The 25,882-nt window shown below is 64.8% G+C and carries 20 protein-coding genes and 2 tRNA genes; 6 read left to right on the top strand and 16 right to left on the bottom strand.

The window, feature by feature from the left end; genetic code table 11:
* Nucleotides 1–65: 65 nt before the first annotated feature.
* Complete coding sequence (locus ACWCOP_RS06995) at nt 66–2,291, top strand: lytic transglycosylase domain-containing protein (protein WP_478250508.1); 2,226 nt, start codon at nt 66–68, stop codon at nt 2,289–2,291.
* Here the strand turns inward: ACWCOP_RS06995 and ACWCOP_RS06990 are convergent.
* Nucleotides 2,288–3,280 carry a threonine ammonia-lyase gene (locus tag ACWCOP_RS06990; RefSeq protein WP_478250507.1) on the bottom strand — a complete coding sequence of 331 codons (993 nt, stop codon included), beginning with the start codon at nt 3,278–3,280 and terminating at the stop codon, nt 2,288–2,290. The genes ACWCOP_RS06995 and ACWCOP_RS06990 overlap by 4 nt on opposite strands.
* 157 nt (nt 3,281–3,437) lie before the next feature.
* Between ACWCOP_RS06990 and ACWCOP_RS06985 the strand changes: the two genes are divergently transcribed.
* Together ACWCOP_RS06985 and ACWCOP_RS06980 are read left to right on the top strand one after the other, a co-directional pair.
* Nucleotides 3,438–5,087, top strand: a complete 1,650-nt coding sequence (locus ACWCOP_RS06985) for a long-chain-fatty-acid--CoA ligase (RefSeq protein ID WP_478250506.1) — start codon at nt 3,438–3,440, stop codon at nt 5,085–5,087.
* Nucleotides 5,088–5,333: 246 nt separating this feature from the next.
* Nucleotides 5,334–5,516 carry a superinfection immunity protein gene (locus ACWCOP_RS06980; RefSeq protein WP_478250505.1) on the top strand — a complete coding sequence of 61 codons (183 nt, stop codon included), beginning with the start codon at nt 5,334–5,336 and terminating at the stop codon, nt 5,514–5,516.
* A gap of 6 nt (nt 5,517–5,522) precedes the next feature.
* Here ACWCOP_RS06980 and ACWCOP_RS06975 read toward each other — a convergent pair whose 3' ends face one another.
* The 5 genes from ACWCOP_RS06975 to ACWCOP_RS06955 form a co-directional block, all read right to left on the bottom strand.
* Entirely contained in the window at nt 5,523–6,140 is a 618-nt protein-coding gene (locus tag ACWCOP_RS06975; protein ID WP_478250662.1) for a nitroreductase family protein, read from the bottom strand.
* 47 nt (nt 6,141–6,187) lie between these two features.
* Nucleotides 6,188–7,801: a peptide ABC transporter substrate-binding protein gene (locus ACWCOP_RS06970; protein WP_478250504.1), complete on the bottom strand. Its 1,614-nt coding sequence runs from the start codon at nt 7,799–7,801 to the stop codon at nt 6,188–6,190.
* Between the two features lie 153 nt (nt 7,802–7,954).
* On the bottom strand, nt 7,955–9,460 hold the full coding sequence (gatB, locus tag ACWCOP_RS06965; RefSeq protein ID WP_478250503.1) for an Asp-tRNA(Asn)/Glu-tRNA(Gln) amidotransferase subunit GatB: 1,506 nt from the start codon (nt 9,458–9,460) through the stop codon (nt 7,955–7,957).
* A gap of 96 nt (nt 9,461–9,556) precedes the next feature.
* Nucleotides 9,557–11,203 (bottom strand): thiamine pyrophosphate-dependent enzyme, encoded by a 1,647-nt coding sequence (locus ACWCOP_RS06960; protein WP_478250502.1) that lies wholly within the window; start codon nt 11,201–11,203, stop codon nt 9,557–9,559.
* A 56-nt stretch (nt 11,204–11,259) separates the two neighbouring features.
* Complete coding sequence (locus ACWCOP_RS06955) at nt 11,260–13,278, bottom strand: TonB-dependent receptor (protein WP_478250501.1); 2,019 nt, start codon at nt 13,276–13,278, stop codon at nt 11,260–11,262.
* A gap of 153 nt (nt 13,279–13,431) precedes the next feature.
* Here ACWCOP_RS06955 and ACWCOP_RS06950 point away from each other — a divergent pair, with 153 nt between their 5' ends.
* Nucleotides 13,432–16,035, top strand: coding sequence for a M14 family metallopeptidase (locus ACWCOP_RS06950; protein WP_478250500.1), 2,604 nt, complete (start codon nt 13,432–13,434; stop codon nt 16,033–16,035).
* Between the two features lie 16 nt (nt 16,036–16,051).
* Here ACWCOP_RS06950 and ACWCOP_RS06945 read toward each other — a convergent pair whose 3' ends face one another.
* On the bottom strand, nt 16,052–17,113 hold the full coding sequence (locus ACWCOP_RS06945; protein ID WP_478250499.1) for an amino acid ABC transporter substrate-binding protein: 1,062 nt from the start codon (nt 17,111–17,113) through the stop codon (nt 16,052–16,054).
* A 71-nt stretch (nt 17,114–17,184) separates the two neighbouring features.
* Here ACWCOP_RS06945 and metC point away from each other — a divergent pair, with 71 nt between their 5' ends.
* A complete protein-coding gene (gene metC, locus ACWCOP_RS06940; protein WP_478250498.1) occupies nt 17,185–18,327 on the top strand; it encodes a cystathionine beta-lyase in 1,143 nt (380 codons plus the stop codon).
* A gap of 16 nt (nt 18,328–18,343) precedes the next feature.
* On the opposite strand, the gene ACWCOP_RS06935 is transcribed toward metC, so the two are convergent.
* From ACWCOP_RS06935 to ACWCOP_RS06900, 8 genes are all read right to left on the bottom strand, one after another.
* Nucleotides 18,344–19,519 carry an ABC transporter permease gene (locus ACWCOP_RS06935; RefSeq protein WP_478250496.1) on the bottom strand — a complete coding sequence of 392 codons (1,176 nt, stop codon included), beginning with the start codon at nt 19,517–19,519 and terminating at the stop codon, nt 18,344–18,346.
* Between the two features lie 4 nt (nt 19,520–19,523).
* Entirely contained in the window at nt 19,524–20,681 is a 1,158-nt protein-coding gene (locus tag ACWCOP_RS06930) for an ABC transporter permease (protein ID WP_478250495.1), read from the bottom strand.
* The gene (locus ACWCOP_RS06925; RefSeq protein ID WP_478250494.1) at nt 20,678–21,373 is read right to left on the bottom strand and encodes an ABC transporter ATP-binding protein; all 696 of its coding nucleotides are present in this window, start codon (nt 21,371–21,373) and stop codon (nt 20,678–20,680) included. Before ACWCOP_RS06925 ends, ACWCOP_RS06930 begins: the two co-directional genes overlap by 4 nt.
* Nucleotides 21,374–21,444: 71 nt before the next feature.
* Nucleotides 21,445–22,485, bottom strand: a complete 1,041-nt coding sequence (locus tag ACWCOP_RS06920; RefSeq protein ID WP_478250493.1) for an efflux RND transporter periplasmic adaptor subunit — start codon at nt 22,483–22,485, stop codon at nt 21,445–21,447.
* Between the two features lie 193 nt (nt 22,486–22,678).
* Nucleotides 22,679–22,755: transfer RNA gene (locus ACWCOP_RS06915), tRNA-Arg, on the bottom strand.
* Between the two features lie 11 nt (nt 22,756–22,766).
* Nucleotides 22,767–23,072, bottom strand: a complete 306-nt coding sequence (locus ACWCOP_RS06910; protein WP_478250492.1) for an ETC complex I subunit — start codon at nt 23,070–23,072, stop codon at nt 22,767–22,769.
* A 35-nt stretch (nt 23,073–23,107) separates the two neighbouring features.
* A tRNA-Pro gene (locus ACWCOP_RS06905) sits at nt 23,108–23,184 on the bottom strand.
* A gap of 60 nt (nt 23,185–23,244) precedes the next feature.
* On the bottom strand, nt 23,245–23,865 hold the full coding sequence (locus ACWCOP_RS06900) for a DUF192 domain-containing protein (protein ID WP_478250491.1): 621 nt from the start codon (nt 23,863–23,865) through the stop codon (nt 23,245–23,247).
* A 179-nt stretch (nt 23,866–24,044) separates the two neighbouring features.
* On the opposite strand from ACWCOP_RS06900, the gene ppa reads away from it, so the two are divergent.
* The gene (gene ppa / locus ACWCOP_RS06895) at nt 24,045–24,572 is read left to right on the top strand and encodes an inorganic diphosphatase (RefSeq protein ID WP_478250490.1); all 528 of its coding nucleotides are present in this window, start codon (nt 24,045–24,047) and stop codon (nt 24,570–24,572) included.
* A gap of 92 nt (nt 24,573–24,664) precedes the next feature.
* On the opposite strand, the gene ACWCOP_RS06890 is transcribed toward ppa, so the two are convergent.
* Nucleotides 24,665–25,843, bottom strand: a complete 1,179-nt coding sequence (locus ACWCOP_RS06890) for a hypothetical protein (RefSeq protein ID WP_478250489.1) — start codon at nt 25,841–25,843, stop codon at nt 24,665–24,667.
* Nucleotides 25,844–25,882 lie beyond the last annotated feature (39 nt).

The following is a 25,882-nucleotide window of genomic DNA, read 5'->3' as shown; positions in this document are numbered from 1 at the left end:
GCGTTCACCATGCACCACCTTTCCTGATGGAAGGGGCCATTCCGCCCGGAGGCTTGCACTACGCGATGAAAATACGCACCGCCGTCTTCGCCGGACTCTTGATGATGTCAGGCGCGTCGGACGCTCTCGGGGACATCCCCGCGCCGCGGCTGAAACCCGACGTCCCAAACTATTCGCAAATCCTCAACGACGCCGATTTCGCGGCATTCCGCCAGGGAATGCGGGCGGCCGACGATGACGACTGGAGCGATGTGCGCCGGGCGCGCGACCGGATCTCCGACCCGGTCGCCGACAAGGTCCTGCTCTGGCGCATGGCGCTCTCAGATCCCCGCACGCATTTCGACGAACTTCAGATGGCGGTGGAGCAGCTGGACGGCTGGCCGAGAGCCTGGATGATCCGCCGCGAAGCGGAATGGAAAATGCCGGACTCGCGCATGGCTCCGGCCCGAATCGTCGACTGGTACGAAACCTACGCGCCAGTGACCGGCGAAGGCCGTATCGCGTTCGGCGAGGCGCTCATTGATCTGGGCCGGACCGAGGAAGGCCGCGCGGAGATCCGCCGCGCATGGCGCACAGAATCGCTGCGCCTGAGCAATCAGAGCGACGTGCTGAGCCGGCACGGCGATCTGTTCACCCAGGACGACCACGCCGCACGCGTGGATTTCCTGCTTTGGAACGATCAACGGACCGCCGCCAGCCGGATCATGCCCGAGCTGAGCTCGGGCGAGCGCCAGGTCGCAGAAGCGCGTATCCGCCTGGCCGCACGCAGCGCCGGCGTGAACGCCGCCGTGGAGGCGGTTCCCGCCAGCCTCTCCAACCATCCAGGGCTGGTTTACGAGCGCGCCCGCTGGCGCCGCCGCGCCGGGCTCGACACCTCGCTGGATCTGCTGCTTGAACTGCCCGGCGCCCACGTGAACACGGCTGCGCTCGCCTCCATGTGGACCGAGCGCAAGCTGATGATCCTCAACCTGATCCGGGATGAGAATTTCGCCACCGCCTATGAGCTCGCCGCCAATAACGGCATGAGCGAAGGCGTGGATTTCGCCGACGCCGAGTTTCTGGCCGGCTGGCTGGCGCTGACCAAGCTGAACGATGCGCAGAGCGCCTACATCCATTTCCAACGGCTGCAGGACGGGGTGACCACCCCGGTTTCGCTGTCGCGGGCCAAGTACTGGCAGGGGCGAGCAGCCGAAGCCATGGGCGATCTGGAGCTGGCCCGAGAGCGCTTCATCGCCGCGGCCGAGCATCCCACCGCCTATTACGGTCAGCTCGCAGTCCTGGCGCTTGGGCCGGACGCCGCCCAGATCGACCTTCCGCCCGACCCTCAGCCCACGGCCGTCGAGCGCGCGGCGTTCGACCAACGTGAGGAAATCCAGGCGATCCGTCTGCTGGCGGAAATTGACGCAAACTACCTCTTCACCGTCTTCATATACCATTACGACGACGAGATGGAGACGCCGGTCGAGCAGGCCATGATCGCCGATCTGGCGCTGGAATTCTTCCGCTTGCGACAGGCGGTGCGTGCGGCCAAGGCCGGGCGCCTGCAAGGCATGATCCTGGCCGAACGCGCCTATCCGATTATTGATCTGCCCACCAATGCGCCGTTCGAGCCGGAAGCCGCCCTCACCTATTCAGTGATCCGCCAGGAGACCGAGTTTGACGCCCGGGCCGTCTCCGGCGCCGGCGCACGCGGGCTGATGCAGATGATGCCGGCCACCGCGAGGCAGACGGCGCAGCAATTAAATATGCCGTTCAATTTCCAGTGGCTGACCGACGACCCGCAATACAATCTGCAGCTGGGCATGGCCCATCTGGACGAGGTTGTGAACGATTATGACGGCTCGCTGGTGATGGCGCTGGCGGCCTATAACGCCGGCGGACATCGCGTGCGCCGCTGGGTGGAGAGCTATGGCGATCCGCGCACCGGCGCCATCGACCCGATCGACTGGGTGGAGAGCATCCCGTTTTCCGAAACCCGCAACTATGTGCAGCGCGTCATCGAGAACGTTCAGGTCTATCGCGCTCGCATGAATGAAGGTCAGCCGGCGGCGCTGCGCATCGAAGAGGATATGGCCGGGCGGAGCCGGTTCGCCCGCGACCTTCCCGCCCTGCCGGACGATTTCGTCAGCGCCCTGCGCGAGTTGGAAGCCAGAGTGGACGTGCCGGAGGGCCCTGTCTCAGAGCTCGCCGGTGACGGTCCGTATCTGGACGGCTCCGAAGAAGCCCCGGAGGGCGAAGAAGACGCGACCCGCGCGCCCTTCGGCGACGACACAGACAGGCTGAACCGCTAGGCGCTGATGGCGCGGGCGAACACGCCCGGATCGACATTGCCGCCGGTGAGGACGACGACGATCGTTCCGCCGGCGGTATCGATCCGGCCCGACAGCAGCGCCGCGAGCGCCGCGGCGCCGCCCGGCTCCACTACAAGCTTCAGGGTTTCGTAGGCGAAGCGCACCGCGCTTAGAACCTGGGCGTCGCTGACGACTCCGACGCCGGCGAGACACCGCTTATTGATCGCGAAGGTCAACTCGCCGGGGCTTTCCGACAAAAGCGCGTCGCACACCGAGCCGGATTTGCGAGCGTTGGTTTCGCGCTCGCCCGAGATGAGTGAGCGAGCGTGATCGTCAAAGCCTTCGGGCTCCGCGCCATACACGCGCGTTAACGGCGACAGCGCCTCTGCGGCCAGATTGATCCCGCCGATCAGCCCGCCCCCGCCGACACAGCAGATCAGCGTCTCGGCCTCTTCGCCCCTTGCCCTGAGCTCTTCGAAAATCTCCAGCCCGCACGTGCCCTGCCCGGCGATGATGTCCGGATGGTCGAAAGAGGGAATCAGGGCCGCGCCGGTTTCATCGCACAAGGCGCGCGCGATGGCCTCGCGGCTTTCGCCCTCCCGATCATAAAGCCGCAGCGCTGCGCCACGCGAGATCACGCCCGCCTGCTTGATGGCCGGAGAGTCGGCGGGCATCACGATCGTAGCCTCAACACCGAGCAGTTTCGCCGCCTCGGCGACGCCCTGGGCGTGATTGCCGGAAGAAAACGCCACCACGCCGCGCGCGCGCTCAGCCTCGCTGAGCATCAGCAAGGCGTTGTAAGCGCCGCGAAATTTAAACGATCCAGTGCGCTGCAGCGTCTCCGCCTTGAGCAGAACGCGCGCGCCGACACGCGCATCCAGCGCCGGACTGTGGAGCAACGGCGTGCGCACCGCCGGCCCCTTGATGCGGTCTGCGGCGGCGCGCACAGCGTCGAATGTGGGCGGCCTGTCAGGGTGCGAAGCGCTCATGACCGCTTTTCCATACGTATTTTGGTGGTTTTACAAGCGGGTTTTTACGCACAAGGGGATTGCGCCGGAAGGCCGGCCCGGCTTCCATGGGAGCGAAACGGGCGAAGCGCTCCGCACGCACATGACGGCGCGCGCCCGGCCTAGAGGGAGGAGACTTATGCTGCGCGGTCAGATGATGGACCGTCCGCTCATGATTGCGGACATTCTACGACATGCGGCCCTGAATCACGGCCGCCGAGAGATCGTGTCCCGGCTGCCGGACACAGGGGAGATTCACCGGTACGGCTACGCCGATTGCCACAAGCGCTCGCAAAAGCTCGCCAATGCGCTCACCGACACCATGAAGGTGAAGCCGGGCGACCGGGTGACGACCATCGCCTGGAACACCCATCGCCATCTGGAGCTTTACTACGCGGTCTCCGGGATCGGTGCGGTGATCCACACCGCCAATCCGCGCCTGCCGGCCGAACAGATCATCTGGATGATCAATCACGCCAAGTCCAAGATCGTGTTCTTCGACGTGACGTTCGCGCCAATCATCGAAGGGGTCGCCAAGCATTGCAAGACGGTGAAGCGGTGGGTCGCCATGACCGGCGAAGCAACCAAGCCGAAGATGACCACCAAGGTGGATGTCTACGAGACCATGCTTGAGGGCGCGGACGATCATTATGACTGGCCGGAGTTCGACGAGAACACCGCGGCGGGCCTTTGCTACACGTCCGGCACCACAGGCGAGCCCAAGGGCGCGCTCTATTCCCACCGCTCCACGGTGATCCACGCCATGATGTCTGCCACCACCGACGCCGTCGGCGTGGGCGCAGACGGCGTCATCATGCCGGTGGTGCCCATGTTCCACGTCAACGCCTGGGGCGTGCCCTACGCCGCAGCGCTGGCCGGCGCCAAGATGGTGATGCCAGGCGCGCAGCTGGACGGCAAGTCAATCCAGGAGCTCATCGACGGCGAGAAGGTGAATCTCGTCCTCGGCGTGCCCACGGTGTGGCTGGGGCTGCTGCAATATCTGCGTGAGAGCGGCACGCGCATCGACACGGTGGACAAGGTGCTCATGGGCGGCTCGGCCATGCCCGAAGCGCTGCTGCGCGCCTATCAGGACGAGTACGGCGTCGAGATGCAGCAAGGCTGGGGCATGACCGAGATGAGCCCGCTGGGCACGGTCGGCAAGCTGTTGCCCAAGCATGAGGGCCTCTCCGACGACGAGAAGGTGAAGATCAAGCTCAAACAGGGCCGCCTGCTGTTCGGCGTCGACATGCGGTCGGTGGACGATGACGGCAATATCCTGCCCCGCGACGGCCAGTCGGCCGGCCATATCCATGTGCGCGGGCCCTGGATCATCTCCAGCTATTATCGCGGCGCCGGGCCGGAGAGCTTCACCGATGACGGCTGGTTCAAGACCGGCGATGTGGGCCATATCAACGAAGACGGCTACATGACCATCACCGATCGGTCCAAGGACGTGATCAAGTCCGGCGGCGAATGGATCAGCTCCATCGATCTGGAGAACGCCGCCATGGGCCATCCCGACGTGGGCATGGCCGCCGCCTTCGGTCACCGGCACCCCAAATGGCAGGAGAGGCCGCTCCTGGTCGTTCAGCCGAAGCCGAACACCAACCCCACCGCGGAGTCCATCCGCGACTATCTCGCCGAGCGCCTTCCGAAATGGTGGCTGCCCGACGGTGTCGAGTTCATCGACGAAATGCCTATCGGCGCAACCGGCAAAATCCTCAAGACCAAGCTTCGCGAGATGTTCAAGGACTACGAGTTCCCCGGAACCGAGAACGACGGAGTCTAGCGAATTTTAAGCGAAAGTGGGAACCGGTTTCGCGGTTCGAAAATGCGGCGCAACAAAGAGTTGGCACATTTTCAACGAGCGCGAAGTCGATGAAAATGTTCCAGCGCGGCGACGCCCCGCCTGACCGGCAAGCCCCGGCGCAATGCGCCGGGGCGTTTTCGTTTGCGGTGAAAGTTACGAACCCGTCACTTGCAAGCTTGTCGGCACACCCCTACCTTTATCGAAAATCGATAAAGGAGCCTTTCCATGGAATTCGTGCTGGTCACAACCCTCGTCTATTTCCTGCCGACGATCATCGCGCTGGCGCGCGGACACCATAACGGCTTCGCGATCTTCCTCACCAATCTGCTTCTGGGGTGGACGCTGATCGGCTGGGTGATCGCCCTGATCTGGTCGGTGACCGCCAGCGAACGGCGCATTCGCGCATAACGCGCTTCACCGAAAATCGCTGATCTGATCGAGCGGCTTTTTCTTCGCCGCGTGAGCCGGATACGTCGCGCCGTCGGCGGGATAGCCTGTGACGATCAGCATGACCGGCTTTTCGCTGGCGGGGCGCTCGCAGATCTCGCTTAGAAAGCTCATCGGGTTTGGCGTGTGGGTGAGCGTGGCGAGCCCGGCCTGATGCAGGCAGGCGATCAGCAGGCCGCAGGCGATTCCAACGCTTTCTGAAACATAGTAATTCTTTTTCGCGTCGCCTGGCTCCGGCCCGCCGCGGCGCTGGGCGAAGACGGCGATGATCCACGGCGCGGTCTCCAGAAACGGCTTGCTGGCGTCAGTGCCCAGCGGCGCCAGCGCCTCCAGCCATTCCGCCCCTGCCTTGCCCTCATAGAAGGCCCGCTCTTCGGCCTCGGCGGCCTCGCGCAGGCGGGATCGCACCGGCCCCCGCCCCAGCACCGAGAACCACCAGGGCTGATGGTTCGCCCCGTTGGGCGCCGTCCCGGCGGTGAGGATCGCCGTCTCGATGATATCGCGCGGCACGGCGCGGCCGGAGAAGTCGCGGATGGTGCGGCGGGCGCGCATCGCTTCAAGAAAGGCGAGCGCCCGGGCGCGCATTTGCGCCTCGGGAAACTCGGTGAAATCGAGCGGGAGGGCGTCATGGGTCACTCGGCGGATGGCTCCAGCCCCTCGCGGCAAAGCCAGCGGGACGGGTTTTGACCACGCGGGTTGCTGGTCCAGCCAGTGATACCCGGTTGAACAAGATCAAAATTCACATCCACCGTGAGCGGAGCGTGGGCATGGGATTCGGTCAGCAGACGCTCGGCCTGGGTCAACAACTCCAGCCGGGTCTCCTGGTCCCGCTCCTGATTTGCGGCGGTCAGAAAGGCCTCGAAATCAGCATTCGTCCAACGCGAATAGTTGATATCGCCCGCCGCCGCCTCCCATCGGAAAAGAACCGCATAGGGATCTGCGAAGTCAGGTGTCCAGCTGGCGTAAGCCACGTCGAAATCACCTGATCGCGCCGCTGCGTAGTGCAGCTGAATATCGTTCTGCAGAAGCTCCGCGCTCACCCACGGCGCGATCTCGGCCCAGTCCTGCTGCAGCACGGGTCCGCCCAGGGGAAAGCCAGGGTGAATGCGCAGGGTGAATTCCAGCGGATTGGCGGGGCCGAAACCGGCGCTCTCCAGCAACGCGCGCGCCTGCGCACGCCGCGCCTCCATCGGTTCATCGCGGTACGCAACGCCAATCTCGAGGTCGGCAGTGGGGATCAGCGTGGACATCAGGCGCCAGGATGGGCGCTTGACGCCGCGTGTCACCTCATCGGCGAGGAAGCGCCGGTCGATCGCCATCGAAAGCGCCTCGCGCACGCGCACATCGTCGAAGGGCGGGCGTACTGTATTAAAGATCAAGTTATTCGCGCGGTATGCTGGGGACCGCCTGAGCAAGTCGGGATGGTTTGCTTCCAGAAAAGCCAGACCTCCCGGTCCGATCTCCACATTGACGTCGAGTTCACCGGCGCGAATTCGGCGCTCGGCAGCCTGCCGATCCGTGGTCGGATAGTAGATTACAGTATCGAAGCAGACTTCGCCGGCGTCGAAAAAGGCCGGGTTTCGTTCAAGCCTCACAAAATTGTTCGAGCGCCATTCAGCAAGCACATAGGGCCCGCTCGACACCATGGCGCCGGGCCGCACCCAGTCTCGCCCCAGAGTGCCGACGGCATGCCGGGGCGCCGGGAACGCATAGGCGGCCAGGACTTCAGGCAGGTACGGGGCCTGGTAGGCGAGCCTCAGCTGCAAGGTCCTGTCGTCCAGCGCCACGGCGCCGATACGGTCCACGGGCAATTCGCCGGCGTTCGCCTCCGCGGCGTTTTCGATCATGAACAAGATGATCGCCAATTCGTTCACGGTCGCCGGATCCAGTGAGCGCTGGATGCCGAACACCGCGTCATGGGCGGTGATGGGGACCCCGTCCGACCATTGCGCGTCGCGCAATGTGAACGTCCATGTCAGCCCGTCATCGGAGATATCGGTTTGCTCAGCCAGGCCGGGAACAGGTTCACCGTTCTGATCAATCTCGTACAGGCCAGTGAACAGGTCGGACAGGATTTCAAACTCGCGGGCCATGCTGATCTTGTGGGGATCAAGGGTCAGCGGCTCGGCGTCATTGCCCCGATGAAGCGTGCGCAACGCATCGCCGTCATCGACCGGATCAGCTCCGCAAGCGGCGACGCACAAAAGCGCGGCCAGACCGCCGACAATATTAAACCACCACATCATTCGCTCTCCCCAGCGTTAGGAAGGCTCAGCCGGGGGCGATGGGCTGTCAACGCCTAACTCACGGCCAGGAGCACGACCGTGCGGCGGGCGCGCAAGAGACGACGCCTAAGGTCACTGATTAAAAGTCGCGGCAGGGCGCGTTGCGGCACGCCCCTACCCCAAGAGCTTCCTCTGCAGGATCTCGTTGACCGCTTGGGGGTTGGCCTTGCCCTGCATAGCCTTCATCACCTGGCCGACGAACCAGCCCATGGTCTTGGGCTTGTCCTTCACCTGGGCGGCCTGTTCGGGATTGGCGGCGATCAGCTCGTCCACGACTTTCTCGATGGCGCCGGTGTCGGTGACCTGTTTCAGGCCGCGATCCTCGACGATTTTCGCCGGGTCGCCGCCCTCGTCCCAAAGGATCTCGAACACGTCTTTGGCGATCTTGCCGGAGATCGTGCCGTCTTTGATGAGGTCCACTAGATTGCCCAGCTGGTCCGGGCTCACCGGGCTCTCGGTGATGGCGAGGCCTTCCTTGTTCAGCCGCCCAAACAGCTCGTTATTTACCCAGTTGGCGGCGAGCTTGGGATCGCCGCCCTCGATCACGGCCTCGAAATAATCCGCCCGGTCCTTGTCGGAGGCCAGCACCGAGGCGTCGTATTCAGACAGGCCCAGCACTTCAACGAAACGCTTTCGCTTTTGCGCCGGCAGTTCGGGCAGGCCCGCCTTGATGTCGGCGACAAAGCTTTCGTCCAGCTCCAGCGGCAGCAAATCCGGATCAGGGAAATAGCGGTAATCGTGGGCTTCTTCCTTGGAGCGCATGGAGCGGGTGACGCCGGTATTGGCGTCGAACAGGCGGGTCTGCTGGATGATCTTGCCGCCCTCCTCCAGGATATCGATCTGGCGGCGCGCCTCGTATTCGATGGCCTGCTGGATGAAGCGCAGCGAGTTGACGTTCTTGATCTCGCAGCGCGTTCCCAGATGCTTGAAATCACCGCTGGCGGCGAACTTCTCATACTGGCCGGGCTTGCAAACCGAGACGTTCACGTCGGCGCGCATCTGGCCCTTCTCCATGTCCCCGCCGCACGTGTCGAGATAGCGCAGGATCGTGCGCAGCGTGCGCACATAGGCCGCCGCATCGCCGGGCGTGCGGATGTGGGGGCGCGACACGATCTCCATCAGCGCCACACCGGAGCGGTTCAGGTCCACATAGGTGGCGTTCGGATCAAGATCATGGATCGATTTGCCGGCGTCCTGCTCCAGGTGCAGGCGCTCAATCCCCACCACGAAGCGCGAGCCGTCATCGCGCTCGCACTCGATTTCGCCCTCACCCACGATGGGATGGGCGAACTGGCTGATCTGATATCCCTGAGGCAGGTCGGGATAGAAATAGTTCTTCCGGTCAAACCGCGAGAAGCGGTTGATCTGCGCGTTCAGGCCCAGCCCGGTGCGCACCGCCTGCGCCACGCAAACCTCATTGATCACCGGAAGCATGCCCGGCATCCCGGCGTCCACCAGGCTTACCTGGGTATTCGGCTCGGACCCGAACTCGGTGCTGGCGCCGGAGAACAGCTTGGATTTCGACTTCACCTGAGCGTGAACCTCAAGCCCCACCACGATCTCCCAGTCGCCCGTGGCGCCGGGCAGGCGATAGCTGTGATCGGTGTCGTCGAGCGGCATGGCGAAGGTCCTTGCGGGGCGTGAAAGTACGCCCTGTTTGTTCTCTTTCACGCGCGCGCCGTCAAGCGCCGGGGTGCGGGCCGGGACCCGCCGCCCCTAACCCGTCCTAATCGTCTTGTTCGGCGCGATGTCGGCGAGGCTCTGCTTCACATGGATCAGCCCAGGCCGGCCGGCCTTCAGCGCCGCCTCCAGCGCCGGGGCGAAATCCTCGGTCTTGTCGACAAAATACCCCGCGCAGCCGCAGGCTTCGGCCATCATCTTGAAGTCGGGGTTCGCCAGGTCGGTTCCGCTCACCCGGCCGGGATAGGCGCGTTCCTGGTGCATGCGAATTGTGCCGTAGGCGCCGTTGTCGAACACGCACACGACGATGTTCGCGCCATGCTGCACCGCCGTCGCAAGCTCGGGCGCCGCCATCATGAAATCGCCGTCGCCGCACACTGCGATGACCGGTTTTTCAGGATGCTGCAGCTTGGCGGCGATTGCCGCCGGCAGGCCGTAGCCCATGGCCCCTGAGGTGGGCGCCAGCTGGCTGGGGCAGCAGCGATGGACCCAGAAGCGATGCAGCCAGGCGGCGAAATTGCCTGCGCCATTGGTCATGATCGCCTCGCCGCCATACCGCGCCGAGGTTTCGCGCCAGATCACCGACGGGTTCACGTCGCCGGTGACCTTCACCGGCTCGATCCAGGCATCGTAGGCGGCGCGCGCCTGTTTTACCCATTCGGCGCGCGCACCTGCGTTCTTTGGCTTTCCGGCCTCTGAAATCGCGCGCATGGCGGCGCCGGGATGGGCGACCGCCGAGAGGCTCGGACGATAGACGCGGCTCAACTCTTCGCCGCCGGGGTGGATATGGATCAACTTGTCGGCGACGCCTTCGGGCACACCGAACAGATCATAGCTCTGCGTGGTCATCTCCCCAAGGCGCGGACCCACGACGAGGATCAGATCAGAGGTCTGAAGCGTCTCCACCACCGAGGGGCAGGCGCCGATACCAGCCTCACCGCCATAGTGCGAATGGGCGTTATCGATCAGGTGCTTGACGCGGAAACTTGTGACCACTGGACAATTTTGGCTCTCCGCAAAAGCCGTGATCGCCCCACGCTCCTCAGCGGTCCAGAACGGCCCTCCCACCATCAGAACCGGGCGCTTCGCGGCGTCCACCCGCGCGGCGATCTCCGCTGCGGTGGCGGCGCCAAGCTCGCTTCTCGCCGCCACGAATGCGGCCGCGGCGGTCGCGTCCGCCACTTCGGTGAGCATGTCTTCGGGCAAGCCCACCACCACCGGGCCCGGCCGCCCGTTCATGGCCAGCGCATAGGCGCGCATGATCTGCTCGGGCAAGCGGGTCGGATCTCGGATCTCGAAGGCCGCCTTCGCGAGACCGGCGAAGGCCTGGGCGTAATCAAGCTCCTGAAACGCCTCGCGCCCCTCGTCCTCGCGCCTCACCTGGCCCACCAGAAGCAGCATGGGCGTGGAATCCTGCAACGCCGTATGGACGCCGACCGCGGCCTGCGTCGCGCCGGGGCCCCGCGTGACGAAGCACACGCCGGGCCGGCCCGTGAGCTTGCCCTGAGCTTCGGCCATATTCGCCGCGCCGGCCTCGTGCCGGCACTGGATGAAGGGGATTTTGGCGTCCACCAGCGCGTCCAGCGCGGCGAGATAGCTCTCACCAGGAACGCCGAAAATCCGCTCCACGCCGTTTGCGGCGAGCGCGTCGATCAGGTGCTGGGCTCCGGTGCGGGCGGGCATGGGCGTCTCCTCGTTTGATGCGTGGAGCTAGCCCGCTCCGCCCGCCGCGCGCAAGGTCAACCGGTGATGCGGATTCCCACCGATACACTGCGCGGCTCGCCCGGGAAGTAGCGATAGGCCCCGAAGGAAAAGTCGGCGCGCTCGGCGTAGCGGGTGTCGAAGACATTGCGCACGGTGGTGAAGATCTGCCAGCCGGGCTTGAAATCATGGGAGGCGCGCAAATTCAGAAGGTCATGGCCTTCATAGCTCGCCGTGTTGGCGGCGTTTGCGAAATACTCGCCCACATGGACCCATTCGGCCTCGATCCCGGTGTCTGAGCGCGGCTCCCACAGGGCGCGCAAATTCCATAGCCATTCTGGCGCGGTGTCCAGCCGGGCGCCGTCGACGATGGTTTCAGAGCCAGAGCTCACCGGCCGGTCAAACGCATATTCGTGGACCGCCCAGGTGGCGGAGCCGGCAAGGCTGAAGCTGTCGGAGAGGGTCAGGCCAGCGTCCAGCTCGATCCCGTGATGACGCGAAGCCCCGTCGGTGACGTTCAATCCATCAGAGTCACGGAAGAAGACATTGCGCTTCTCCATGGCGAAGCCCACCAGCTCGATGCGGCCGCGGTCCCCAGGCGACCAGCGCAGGCCCGCCTCCACGCTGTCCAGTTCTTCCGGCTCGATGCAATCGATCTGTTGTCCGGGCTGCAGACGATAAAGCTCGTCGGTCTGGGGCGCCCTCACCCCGCGCGCGGCGCGGGCGAAGAGCTGGACATTGTCAGCCGCCTGGTAGGTCAGTCCAAGATTGGGCGTTACGGTGGAGAAATCATCGCTGCGGTCAGCCGGGCGCAGATACCGGCCCAGAACGCCGTCGGGTGCGCGGTTGTCATACTCATACCGGGTGTCTTCCAGCCGCACCCCGCCTTCGATCGAGAGCGCCGGGGTGATCTCATGGCGCGCCTGGACGAAGCCGGCGAGCACAAGCGCCTCCACCGTGTAATCGTAATGGAGCCCCTGAATGAACGGGCCGCGCGTAGGCTCGGTCTGGGTTTCGGAGAGGAATCCGTCGGTGAGATCGGCGTCGGCGCCGAAGATCACCCGGCTGCGCGCCCTCTCCCAGACTAGGCCCGACTGGACGCCGATACTGTCATGGCCGGTGGCCTCCAGAGCCAGGCTCGGCAGGAAGTGAAGGCGAAAGTCCATCTGGTTGGAGCGCGCGTACACTACCGTGTTGGCGATCCAGGTGTCGCTGAGCCGATGATCGGCGCGCAGATTGGCGCGGGCGGCGCGCACGTTTCGAAACGCCAGCGGATCGGCGTTCTGCTGCGACAGCGCCTCGTCCTCATAGGCCTTGAGGCCGTCCACGAAGGTAGCGGTTTCCTGATCGATATCGATGAGCGCGCCACGCAGGCTCCACTGGGTGGCCCCTGTCGTCCAGTCGGCACGGCCCATGGCTGCGGCCTTGGTGAGCGCGGCGTCCTCGCGCCAGCCGTTTTCATGGCGCACGCTCACCCCGCCCCAGGCCGATCCGAACCGGGTTTCACCGCCGGCGAAGGTGCGAAGGCGCGCCCGCCCGAAACTGCCCGCCTCGGCCTCAAGCAGCCGACCCGTGCTTTCAGGGTCTGGCGTGATGACGTTCACCAGGCCGTGCAGCGCGTTGGAGCCATAGACCGCCGAGCCCGGCCCCCGGATCACTTCAAGCCGGCCGGCGAGCCCGTCAGCGGCCTCCATCAGGCCGTTGATATTGGCGAAGCCTGGCGCCCGCAGTGGGATCCCGTCCTCCAGAAAGAGAAAGCTCCCCGCCCCCGCGCCGCCGGACAGGACCGCGGACCGGATGGCGGTGAGATGCTCCACCCCGTTGCCGCGATTGATGAACACGCCCGGCAGCCGATTCAGCGCCTCGGCGATGTGCTGGGCGCCCAGGCGCTCGATCTCCGCCTCGCCCATCACCGCGACCGGCGCCGCAGACGCATCACGGCTTTCTTCTGCGCGCGTCGCCGTCACCACGATCACGTCGCCCTGATCCTGAGAGAATGCTGCGGGCGCGAGCGCCGGGAGGGCGGCGAACGCGAGCATGAAGGTCTTGAAGGTCAAAGAGCGGCTCCGATTGGTCGATTACAGACCGTTACCTAACGCACGCGCACCACTTCTGTAGCCGCCAAGGCGCCGCGCAGAGGCTTGACCCCCGCCGCGCCGCGCTTACCGTCGCGCAAAAGTCACAAATGTCCACGTTCCGGGGAATATTCCATGCTGCGCACGCTCACTGCCTCTCTGCTTCTGTCCACGGCCACCGCCACGCTTCACGCTCAGGCCTATGAACCCAGACCGCTCGAGACGCTACTGGCTCAGGATGTGAGCTATGACGCGGCGATCCCGACGCCTGAGGACGTCACCGGCTATCGCGTCGGCGAGATCGTTTTCCCGCCCGACATGCACCGCGACTATATCGCCGCCGTCGCAGCAGCCTCCGACCGGGTCAGCGTCACCGAGATCGGCCGCAGCCATTTCGGCCGTCCGATCCTGCGCGTGACCGTGACATCGCCGCGCAATCAGGCCCGCCTTGAAGAGATCCGCGAGACGCAGCGCAGCCTGGTCGCCGCCAACGCGCCGCAGCCGCCCGCCGATCACCCGGCCGTGGTGCAGCTGACCCATGGTGTGCACGGCTCGGAAAGCTCCGGCTATGACAGCGCCATGGCGCTGCTCTACCACCTTGCCGCGGCGCAGGGCTCCAAGATCGAACAGCTTCTGGACGAGGTCGTGGTCCATCAGGTGATCATGATCAACCCGGACGGCGCCAACCGGTTCGCCCAGTGGGTCAACCAGCACCACGCCAATGTTCCCGTCGCCGACCCCCAGCACCGCGAGCATTTCAACGAATGGCCCTGGGGCCGCACCAATCACTACTGGTTTGATCTCAATCGCCAATGGCTGCCGGTGACCCAGCCAGAAGCGCGCGCGCTGGTGTCGGCGACCCATGACTGGCTGCCGAACATCGCAGCCGACCTTCATGAGATGGGACGCAACTCCACATTCTTCTTCTCGCCGGGTCCGGTGGACGGGCTTCACCCGCTGCTCAGCCAGGACGCCCTGGCGCTCAATCTGGACATGAACAGCTTCCTCACCGACCAGCTGGATTCAGAGGGCGCGGTCTATGTCACCGAGGAAGTCTTCGACGATTTCTACCTGGGTTACGGATCGAGCTATCCCGGCCTGATCGGCTCTGTGCCCTATCTTTTCGAGCAAAGCTCGGTGCGCGGCCTCACCCAGGAGACCGAGTACGGAACCCTTCGCTATGACGACAAGGTGGCCCAGCAGGCCCGCGTCGCCCTCGCGCTCATCCGCGCCGGTCAGGCGCGCCGCACAGAGCTGCAGGCCCACATGGCGGCGTTCTTCGCCGAGAGCCGGCGTCTGGCGTCCGGCGACCCGGTGAGCGCCTATGTCTTCACCTCCGGCGACCGTGCGCGCATGGCCGATTTCATCGAGATGCTCGGCGTTCACCAGATCGAGGTGCGCAATCTGCGCCAGCCCCTGCGCGCGGACGGGCGCACCTACCAGCCGGGCGAGGCCGTGATCGTGCCGGTCAATCAGGACCAGTACCGCCTGGTTCAAGGCCTGTTTGAAACCAGGATCATCGAGGACAAGACCGAATTCTACGACGTCTCCGGCTGGACCCAGCCTTTGGCCTGGGATCTTGATTATTCGGTGGTGCGCGGCGGATTGTTCTCGCCCAATCTCGCCGGCGACGCGCTTGAAGGATTTGAGCGCGCCGCGCCCGAGCCGGCGCGCAGCAGCTACGCCTATGTGCTGGAATGGGACAGCTATTACGCGCCGCGCGCGCTCTATCGCATGCTGGACGCCGGGCTTCGCGCCCGTGTCATCCCCGATGAAGTCACCGTCCAGACCACCGGCGGCGAGGTCGAGCCGGGCCGCGGTGCGGTGGTGGTCACCGTGGCTGGACAGAATCTGAGCGCGGACGAGATCCACGCCCTGATGGCCCGCGCCGCGCGCGAGGACTCCGTGACGGTGCACGCCGCCACAAGTGCTATGACGAGCCGGGGCTCGGATCTGGGAGGCTTCGCGCTGTCTAATGTGGAGAAGCCGGAAATCCTCCTGGCCACCGGGCGTGAAGTCTCTTCCGGCGACGCCGGCGAAATCTGGCACCTGCTCGATCACGAGCAGAATATCCCGGTCTCCATGATCGATGTGAGCGAGCTGGAAGGCGCGTCGATCGATCGCTACACGCACATCATTCTTCCGACCGGGCGCTATTCCTCGCTGACCGAAGCGTTCCGCGAGCGTCTTGACGCCTGGGTCCGCGCCGGAGGCGTACTCATCGCCACCCGCAGCGCGGCGCGCTGGGTGGCCGAGCACGACCTGTCCAGCGCCACCTTCCTGGATGAAGGAGACAGCGTGGGCGAGGACGACACCGATGTCGAGGCGCCCGACGCCTACGAAGACATTGATGTCTGGGACTCCGAGGTTTCAATCTCCGGCGCCCTGTTCGAAACGCAGGTGGACATCACCCACCCCCTCGCCTTCGGCTATCGCGACACCACGCTGGCGGTTCATCGCATCGGAACCGACGCGTTCGCGCCGTCGGACAATCCCTTCGCGCTGCCCGTTCGCTACGCCGAGCGCGATCCGATCCTCTCCGGCTACGCCAGCGAGGCCAATCGCGACAGGCTCGCCGGCGCCGGGATGATGCACGCCGAACGCCGTGGCGGCGGCTCGGTGATCCTGTTCGCCGATAATCCGGTGTTCCGCGCCTACATGAAGGGCAGCGCGCGCCTGGTGACCAATGCGCTGTTCTTCGGAGATGATTTCCGCAATCCGGGCCGTCGCCTGGACTGATTGCCGCGCGAAAGCGCTACCGGAAAGGCGGCGCGTAGAGAAGTCCGCCCTGGGTCCATTGCGCGTTCAAGCCGCGCCGAAGGCCCAGGGCGGAATCTTCTCCCAAATGACGGGCGAAAATCTCACCGTAATTGCCGCGCGCAGACACCGCGTTCAGCGCAAAATCACTGTCCAGAAGCAGCGCCTCGCCGATGGCGCCTTCAGCGCCCAGAAGCCGGCGCACCTCCGGACTACCGGCGCTTGAGGCGAGTTCGGCCGCGTTCTGGGCCGTCACCCCATACTCCTCGGCGGCGATGAGAGCGTTTAGCACCCATCGCGCAGCTTCGGCAAAGCGCGGATCGCGCGAAGCGACCACGGGGCCCAGCGGCTCCTTGGAGATGATGTCCGGCAGAATCACATGCAGCTCTGGATCGGCGAGCCGGCTGCGCGCGCCGGCGAGCGCGGAGACGTCGCTGGTGTAGGCGTCGCAACGCCCCTCCATATAGGCGGTCAGCCCTTCGCCGGGCGTGGAGACCAGAACCGGCTCGAAGCTGAGCCCATAAGTCTGCGCGTAGTCGTCCAGATTGAGAAGGTGGGTGGTCGCCGGCTGCACGCAGATGCGTGCGCCCGCCAGTTCGCGCGCGCTGGAGACGCCCAGATCCGCCGGCGCAAGAAACCCCTGCCCGTCGTAATAGTATGTGCCGGCGAACGTAACCGGCAGTTCGGCGTCTCGCGCGAACGTCCAGCTGGTGTTGCGCATGAGGATATCGGCGCGCCCGTCCAGCAGCGCCTCGAAGCGCTCTTCGGTGGTCAGCGGCACAAAGCGCACGCGACTCTCATCGCCAAGCAGCGCCGCGGCGTAAGCCCGGCACAGATCCACCTCGAAACCCACCCAGCCCTCGCCGTCGCGGTTCTCGGCAAAGCCCTCAAGCCCAGTGTCCACACCACAAAGAAGCGCGCCACGCTCGCGCACTTCCTGGATCGTCGAGCCGAACGTCTCAAGGTCCGATTGGGCCGCCGTGAAGCCCAGAGCGAACGTCGCTGCAGCGCGGGCAAGCCGGCGCGGCGCAAAAAGATCGAACAAAGACGCTGGCGTCACCGGTCCGTCCGCCCTTAAAAGCAGGATTAAGAATATGAATTGTTTAGCTGGCCCGAAGGGGGCTTGTCGACATGAAACGAGACACCCGCCTCATCCATTCAGGTCGGCCTCATGCCGAGGACGACCTGGTCAACCCGCCGATCCGGCGCGCCTCTACGGTTCTCGCGCCCTCAACGGCCGAACTGTACAACCCGACGCCGCCGCGCCGTCACTATGGCCGGGGCGGGCTCAGCCCCAACTCCGAACTGCGCGAAGCGATCGGCGAGCTTTACGGCGCAGACCATGTGGCGCTGACCTCGTCGGGCCTGGCCAGCGTGGTTCTGGCGATGCGCACCGCCGTGGAGGAACCCGGCGAGGCGCTTATCAGCGATAGCACGTACGGGCCGGTGCGCCGCTTCTGTGATGAAGAATTGCCGCGCCTCGGCGTGACCCCGCGCTATTACGATCCGCGGATCGGGGCGAAGATCAGCACCCTTCTCAGCGATAAGACGCGCCTTGTGCACCTGGAGTCGCCCGGCTCGCTGACGTTTGAAGTCCAGGATGTTCCCGCCATCGCAACCGCCGCCCGCAAGGCCGGCGCGAAAACGGTGATCGACGATACTTGGACGGCGGGGATGCTGATGAACCCGCTGGACCTGGGCGTGGATTTCGCGGCGCAGGCGCTGACGAAGTATGCCGGCGGCCATTCCGATTTCCTCATGGGGTCGGTGGCCGCTCGCGGCGAAGCCGCCGATGCGCTGTCCGATCGCGACCGGCTCTATGGCGGCCATGTCTCGCCAGACGACGCCTTTCTTGCGCTTCGCGGGCTTCGCACGATCTCGCTGCGGCTGGAGCGCTCGGGCTCTTCAGGGCTCGCTCTGGCGCGCTGGCTTGAGGCCCATTCCAAGATCGCGCGCGTGCTGCACCCGGCACTTGAGACTTTCCCCGATCACGCCCTGTTCCAGCGGGACTTTTCAGGGGCGTCGGGGTGTTTCTCGGTGGTCCTGAAAGACATTGACGCGCGCGGCGGGGAGACCTTCGCCGAGGCGCTCAAACTGTTCGGAATCGGGTTTTCCTGGGGCGGGTTTGAAAGCCTTGTCCTGCCCTGCGACCGTCAGATACGGCGCACCGCAACGCCATGGAACGCCGAAGGTGCGCTGGTGCGGTTCTCCATCGGGCTTGAGGACGCCGAGGATCTAAGGGCCGACATGGAGCAGGCTCTGGACCAGGTTTAGGGCCTGCAGCCCGCCGTCAGCCTTGCGCCTTCAGGATCGACACGCGCGCAGCCCGGATGGCGGGGAAGAAGCCGCCCGCAAGACCGACAATCAGCGCCAGCACCACGCCCGAGACCAGAGCCGCCGGCGTGACGGCGAAAGAGAACACGATCTGGGTGAAGCCGCCGCCCAGGGTGGAGGCCGAAACCCCGTCAAAGATCAAATAGGTCGCCCCCGCCCCCAGAAGCCCGCCGACCGAGGCGAGCATGAGCGATTCCACCATGGTTCCCACGAAGGCGGGAAAGCCGGAAAATCCAATGGCGCGAAGGGTTGCGATCTCGCGCGTGCGCGCATCCACCGAGGCGTACATGGCGTTCCAGGCGCCCGCCAGGGCGCCCACCGCCATGATGACGGCGAGCGGCCAGCCCAGGAACATGATGATGTCAGACGTGCCGCCTGCGCTGGAGGCGAAGAACTCGCGCTCACTGGTGACGTCGAGATCAAGACGCGGCTCGTCGGCCACATATTGCTGCAGCCCGGCGAGCGCCTCGGGGCTGGTCAGGCGGGCGCGCACCGACTGCACCGTGCCGGTGCGCTGATAAAGATTCTGGATCGTGCCTACATCAGCCCAGATCTCGGAATCAAAGACCGAGCCGCCGGTGGAGAACACCCCCACGACCCGCCACTCATTGGAGCCCAAGCGCACGGTCTGGGCCATGTCGAAGCCTTCAAACTGGCGGATCACGCCCTCGCCCACCACAAGCTCGTTCGAGCCGGGCGCGAACATGCGCCCCTCGGTCATGGTGAACCCTTCACGCAGGGCCGACGCATCGGGCCCGACGCCGCGCAGCGGCAGATTGGCCTCAGTCCCCGAGGACCGCTTGGTCCCGTCGACGATCACATAAAGCTCGGCGGACAGGATCGGATCGCCGGCCGCATCGGCCGCGATCCCGGGGGCCGCCTCGATCAGGCGCACTGAGTCCCGTCCAAGGCCCGAATTTAGCTCGGCCTGGGACCCCGCCCGCAGGAAGACGGCCACATCGTCTTCGCCCGATCCATCGACCGTCGCGCGAAACCCGTTCGCCATCGCCAGAAAGCCCAGAAGCACCCCGACCACCAGCGCAACCGAGAGCACTGTGGCCAGCGACATGCCCCACCGCTGGGGGATGGAGCGCAGATTGATCATGGTGACGGCGCCGATCTGTTTGAGCATGGCCCTAATCCTTACCGAGCGCGGTGACGATATTGGTCCGCAACGCATTGATCGCCGGCAGAAGGCCCGTCACCAGCCCGAACAGGATCATCAAGGCCACCGCCTGCCCGATGATCGTGGGCGTCATGCGAAGACCGGGAAACTGTCCCGCCAGCGCTCCGCTCACGCCGGCAAGCAGCAAGGCCGCGAGCCCGAGACCGATTAACCCGCCCATAAGGCTCAAAAGCACCGACTCGCTGAGCACATGGGTGAAGATGCGCGGCGGCGAGAAGCCCAGCGTCTTCATCACCGCAACCTCCTTGGTGCGCTCGTTGATGGCCATGACCATAGTTGTTCCCACGATCATCAGGATCGTGGCGAACGCGGCGCCGATGACCAATGTCAGGATCAGGCCGATATTGCCCAGCTGCTCCAGGAAAGCCTGCCCGAACGCGGCTTCGGTGGAGGTTTCAGTCTCCGCCGGCGAGTTGGTGAACAGCGCGTCGATGTCGCGTCCCACCTGGTCATTGATGGTGGGATCGCCGGTGGTGAGGATCATCCAGCCGATCTGATCGCGATTGAACGCCAGGGATTCGTTATAGTAATCGTACTGCAACATCATGTAGTTCGTTGGAACATCCTGATCTTCTGCATCAAAGACCAGACATAACTCCACATCCCAGACCCGCGACCCGTCCGGCTTGCTCCAGATATTGGAGGTGAGCGGAATCCTCTGGCCTTGCGTCCATTCATACTGGTCCAGCAGATCCTGACCGATCGCGGCGCAATCATTGCGCGCAAGCAGCGTCTCCATGTCGCCTTCCACCGGCGCCAGTTCCGGATAGACCTGGAAATAGCTCTCCATATCCACCGCAAAGGACTGGATGAAATTGCGCGGTTCCTGATAGTAGCCGCCGAACCAACTCGCGTGCGTCACCGCCTGCACACCCTCGACCTGCTCGACCCGGCCCCAGTAGGCATAGGGCATTGTGAGGGTGAAATTGATCGCATTGAGCGTCACGAGGCGGTCGGCGGCGGCAGTCTCCACGCCGGAGTTCAGCGCGCGCGAAAACGCACCGAGAACCGCAAAGATCAGGAACGCCGTCATGATCGAAAGGACCAGCAGGATCGCCCGGGTCTTGTTGCGAAACAGGCTTTTTCGGATCAGCGTGGCGTCGTTCATGCCAGTTCGGCCTTGGCTTCAAGGAAGCGGCCCTTGTCCAGATGAAGCTCGCGGCGCGCGTATTTCGCGGCCGACGGGTCGTGGGTGACCATGACGATGGTCTTGCCCAGCTCGTCATTGAGCAATTGAAGCGTCTGGAGCACCTCGTCAGCCGTGGTCCGGTCCAGATCGCCCGTGGGTTCGTCGCAGAGCAAGACTTTCGGGTCGGCCACGATGGCGCGGGCGATGGCGACGCGCTGCTGCTGGCCGCCGGACAGCTGACGCGGCCTGTGGCCGGATCGATCTGAAATTTTGACGATGTCTAGGGCGGTGGCGACGCGGCGCTTGCGCTCCTTCCCGGACAAATTCGTTAGCAGGAGCGGCAGTTCAACATTCTGGGCCGCCGTCAGGGTGGGCATCAGATTATAAAACTGGAAGATGAAGCCGACATTCGCCGCGCGCCATTTGGCCAGGCGTGACTGGGCGAGATTGTCGATGCGCGCCCCCTCGAACAGGACCTCGCCCGAACTTGCGGTATCGATTCCGCCGAGCTGATTGAGCAGTGTCGTCTTGCCTGAGCCCGACGGGCCCATGATCGCGATGAAATCGCCCTTGTCGATGGTCATGGTGAGATCGGAGAAGATCGTGATGCTCTCCTTGCCGCGCGTATAGCGCTTGGAGAGATTGTTCAGCTGGTAAAGCGCCTCGGCCATGTCCACCCTTTCTGCTTTATTTTTTAGAGTACATTATTGATGGGGACCAAGCAATCGATTTCGCGATCCGGTTAATCGCCCTCAAGGAAGGTCACGCGTGCGGCCATGTCCGGCAAAACCCTTCCATCGCGTTCAAGCAGCGCCACCCGCACCTGGATCGTGGCGCGAGCCCGGTCGGCGGTGGGAATGATGGCTTCGACACGCGCCGGGATCCGCCAGTCAGGATAGGCGTCCAGCACCGCCTCCACCGGCTGGCCGGCGGTTACGCGCTGTATCTGGCCCTCGTTTACGTCCACCTCCAGCTCCAGGCTTTCCATGTCCACAAGGGTCGCGATCCCGGTCCGCGTAAATCCGCCCCCGGCCGAGACCGGAGACAGGATCTCGCCAACCTGGGCGTTCTTGGCGATGACAACCCCGGCAAACGGCGCACGCACCACGTGGCGGTCCACAAAATCGACCTGGCTGGCGAGCCGCGCCCGCCCCGCCGCCGCGTCGGCGCGCGCGGCGGCGAGCTGGCTCGCCGCCGAATCGCGCTGCGCCTGAAGCGCGGTGATCGCGGCCTGCGTCGCGTAACCGGCGCCGACCAGGCGCTCGGCGCGCTCCAGCTGGACCTGCGCTTCATTGCGCTGGGCCAGCAGGGACTGGACGCGCGCCTCGGCGGCCTGCACCTGGGCTTCGAACAGATCAAGATCGAGCCTGGCGCGCTCATCATCAAGGCGCGCAAGAACGTCGCCCTCGGCCACCACCGCGCCCTCCTCGATGAGAACCTCACGTATGCGGCCGGTGATTTCCGCCGACACTGTCGCCTGGCGGCGCGCCACCACATAGCCTGACGCCACAAGACCGGACGCACGCGGGACCGGCGCGGGCGCTGGCGACGCTGATGCCGCCGTCTCCGATGACGCGCTCTGAACCGGCGCGGCGGCGCGCTGGGCGGTCACCGGCTCCGCCGGATTGAGCATGGGAAGCGCGAACCATGAGATCACGGCGCCGAAGGCGATGGCCAGCACGATGATGACGCTCTGGACGATCCAGCCCGGCCCGCCCGATCGACCGGGTTCGTCCCGGTCGATGCTTAAGGAATGAAGCTGCTCTCTTCGATCATCCGCCATCAAACTCGCCCCCTGATAGGGTTATCGATACCAGAGGCGTTTCGGTGACGCAGCTTAAATTCGACGCGTTGATGCGCCTCAGCTAAGTCCGACCCGAACCCGCACGGGTTCGCCAGGGCGACCGCCCGCCCGCACCCCGGACCTGATCCGGGGAGGACCGAAAGTCCGGACGGGCTTGAGGATCAGAAAAGACTGGCGCCTCCTGCAGGACTCGAACCTGCAACCATCCGCTTAGAAGGCGGGCGCTCTATCCGGTTGAGCTAAGGAGGCCTCTCGCCCGGCTAGTGCGACCACGGTTCGCGGCGGGTGAAGGAAAAATTGTCGGAGTAGGTTTTGATTCGCCGCGGGGTTTCGCGCGCTTCGACAACCTGAAAGGCGATGCCGTAGCGCTTTGCGTAGTTTACGGCCTCTTCCTTGGTGTCGAAGGAAAGCTTCACCTGGCTCGCCGTATCGTCGGTGGAGGCCCAGCCCATGAGCGGATCCGGGCGCTTGGCCGCCCGGGGCTCGAACTCAAGCGTCCATTGCCTGGTCTTGGCCCGGCCAGACTGCATGGCGGTCTTGGAGGGGCGATAGATCTTCGCGAACATCGTCTCACCTTTTGGTCCGGACTGGCCGGAAGAAATGGTCGGGGCGGCCGGATTCGAACCAGCGACCCTCTGCTCCCAAAGCAGATGCGCTACCAGGCTGCGCTACGCCCCGGCGCTGTTCGGTTATGCGGTTTAGGCCGCTCGCACGACGCTGGCAAGCGATTCAGCCCGCTTACCGGCCGCCGTCATCAGCTGGCGCCGGCTCGCCGGGATCAGCCTCGGGTTCCGGCTCGGCCGGGGCCTCACCGTCGGACGCTTCAATGTCCGGCGCGGGCGCTTCATCGACCGGATCCACATTGGAGAACAAGGCATGGCGCACCGTGTCGCCGGGATCGATCCCGAGCTCGACCGAGCGCCCGCCATTGATTTCCAGCACCGAAAGCACAGGCACTTCGGAGGAGATCGAGCGGCGCGAAAAAGGAACCGCGCCCACCGCGACCTTGGCGATCGTCCCGTCGGCGCGGATATAGATCAGGTCCAGCGAAAGCGGCGTATTGGCCATCCAGATGGACACGCGCTGCTCGACTTCAAAGTCGAACAGCATCCCGGCGTCGGGGTCCAGGCTTTCACGGTGCATCATGCCGCGCTGGCGCGCCTCCGGCGTTTCGGCCAGTTCCACGGTGAGGGTTATGCTTTCCCCCTCGCCGGTCTCAATCACCAGGGGCTCGGGGCCGCCATACTCCACCACAGCGTCCGGCGCGGTGGGGTCAAGCGGCTGCGCCCCGGCGCAAGCAGTGAACACAAAGCCCGAAATCAGGGCGGCGGCGAAGAGCGGTGAGCGCAAGATCATCATGGCGCAAAAGCTAGCCCCGCGCCGCCTGCGCTGCAATCGTCAACCGCCGCGAAAGCTCGGCTCACCTCGCTCGACACTGTTTTTTTTGACCGCCTTTTTACAAAAAGCCTTGCAGCCCGGTGCACCTCCGGGTTTTTTCCCCGCGATCAGGAACCGCTTTTTTCAAAAGGCCCGAACCCATGCGCATCGAGAAGATTTCCATTGGCGAGAACCCGCCCGACGACATCAACGTGATCGTCGAGGTCCCGGTCGGCGGCCAGCCGGTGAAGTATGAACTCGACAAGGAGTCCGGGACGGTTTTCGTCGACCGCTTCCTGCACACTCCCATGCGCTATCCGTGCAATTACGGTTTCGTGCCGCACACACTGTCCGATGACGGCGATCCGATCGATGTCATGGTGCTGGGCCAGACCGAGCTGGTTCCCGGCTGCGTCGTGCGCGCCCGCCCCATCGGGGTTTTGCTGATGGAGGACGAGAGCGGAATGGACGAGAAGATCCTCGCCGCACCGCACTCCAAACTCACGCCGTTCTACGACCACATCCTGGACTATAGCGACGTGCACCCTGCCCAGCTGGCGCGCATCACCCATTTCTTCGAGCACTACAAGGATCTCGAACCGCGCAAATGGGTGAAGGTGGAAGGCTGGCGCGGGGTCGACGACGCGCGCCGCCTGATCCGCGAAGCGATCGCCCGCGCCAAAGGATAGGGCTTCGTCCGGTCACCCCTGCAGCACACGGCGGCTCCTGCAAAGGAGTCGCCGTTTTCATGTCCGGCCGGCCTCAGCGGAGCCGTCAGAGCCTAGCCGGGATCGCCGGCCGAGACCGGCGGGAAAAGCCGCGCCAGCGGGCCCTCATCTGGAAACGGCGCCAGAAGCACGCGGCGCACCAGGTTCCAGGCTGCGCCCAGCAGAACCACGATGGCGCCCAGCAGAAGCAGCGTCACCGCCACCACTGCGCCGGCGCCAAGCCCCAGCTGGCTGACCAGAGCGCCCAGGGCGATCCCGGCTGTGATCAGCCCGGACACGATCAGGGCGCGCCGGTTGATCAGCAATGAGACCAGCGCAAACAGAACGATCACAACAAGCGTCACCGCCGCACTGCGGATCCCTGTCGCCGCGTCTCCGGCTTCAAGCGAGCCCATGAGGCCGCCGCCCATGAGTTCGGCCTCCGACAGGCTCACCCCGGTGTTGGCGATGCTTACCGCAGCGCTCAACAAAGTGGGCGCGGCGAAGAAGTGAAGCCAGAAGCCGGTGCCCGACAGGCGCGTTGTTCGCGCCGGATCGCGCGCGTCAAAGATGATCCCCGCGACGAACAGCGCCAGGCCCGCCACAAGGCTTAGAAGCGGGTTGAAGATCACCGCGGAGTAGGGATCCGCCACGGCGAAAACCGTCCACGCCGCGCTGACAAGGGCGACGCCGAACAGGCCGCCGGTGAACGGAAGCCGGAACGTGAAATAGTACATCCCGACGACAGCGCTCGCGATCACCGCGAGCCCCACCGGCCAGAGGCGGACGGCGAGCGGGATTTCGGTCAGGGCCGCCTGGATACCGGCGCGCGAAGGCCGCTCATCTGCAAACAGGGTGTCGAGCACCTCGTCGACGGCGTCCAGGTCCATAATGCCGAAGGTGAGTAGCGTGTAGAGATAGGCCAGCACCGCGCCTGCACAGACGGAAAAGACGAGGCTGAGCACGATGCCCGGCAGGATCCGTCGCTGGCGGCCCACCAGAACCGCAGAAACCAGCCAGGCGATGAGCGCCACCCCGGCGGCGAGCGCCATCCACAAAGCGTTGAACGCCAGACTGCCCTCGGTTGGCTGCACCGCCGCGAAGATCTGGCCCGCGCCCAGGCCCAGCCCGACAAACAGGATCAACACCCCGATCGTGGTGAAGATGTCGTGGAAATTGCTCAGGAACGGTAGCAGCTCATCGGACGGCCGCGCCGGATTTGCGGCTTCATTTCCAGTGTCGATCACAGCCATGGCGTCTGCTCCACAGGTTTACCGTAACCTCAAGCATGC

The organism is Apolloniradiicaulis salifontis (assembly GCF_053756655.1).
Note: the sequence above shows the minus strand (reverse complement) of the source record. Positions and strands in the feature narration are given on the sequence as shown.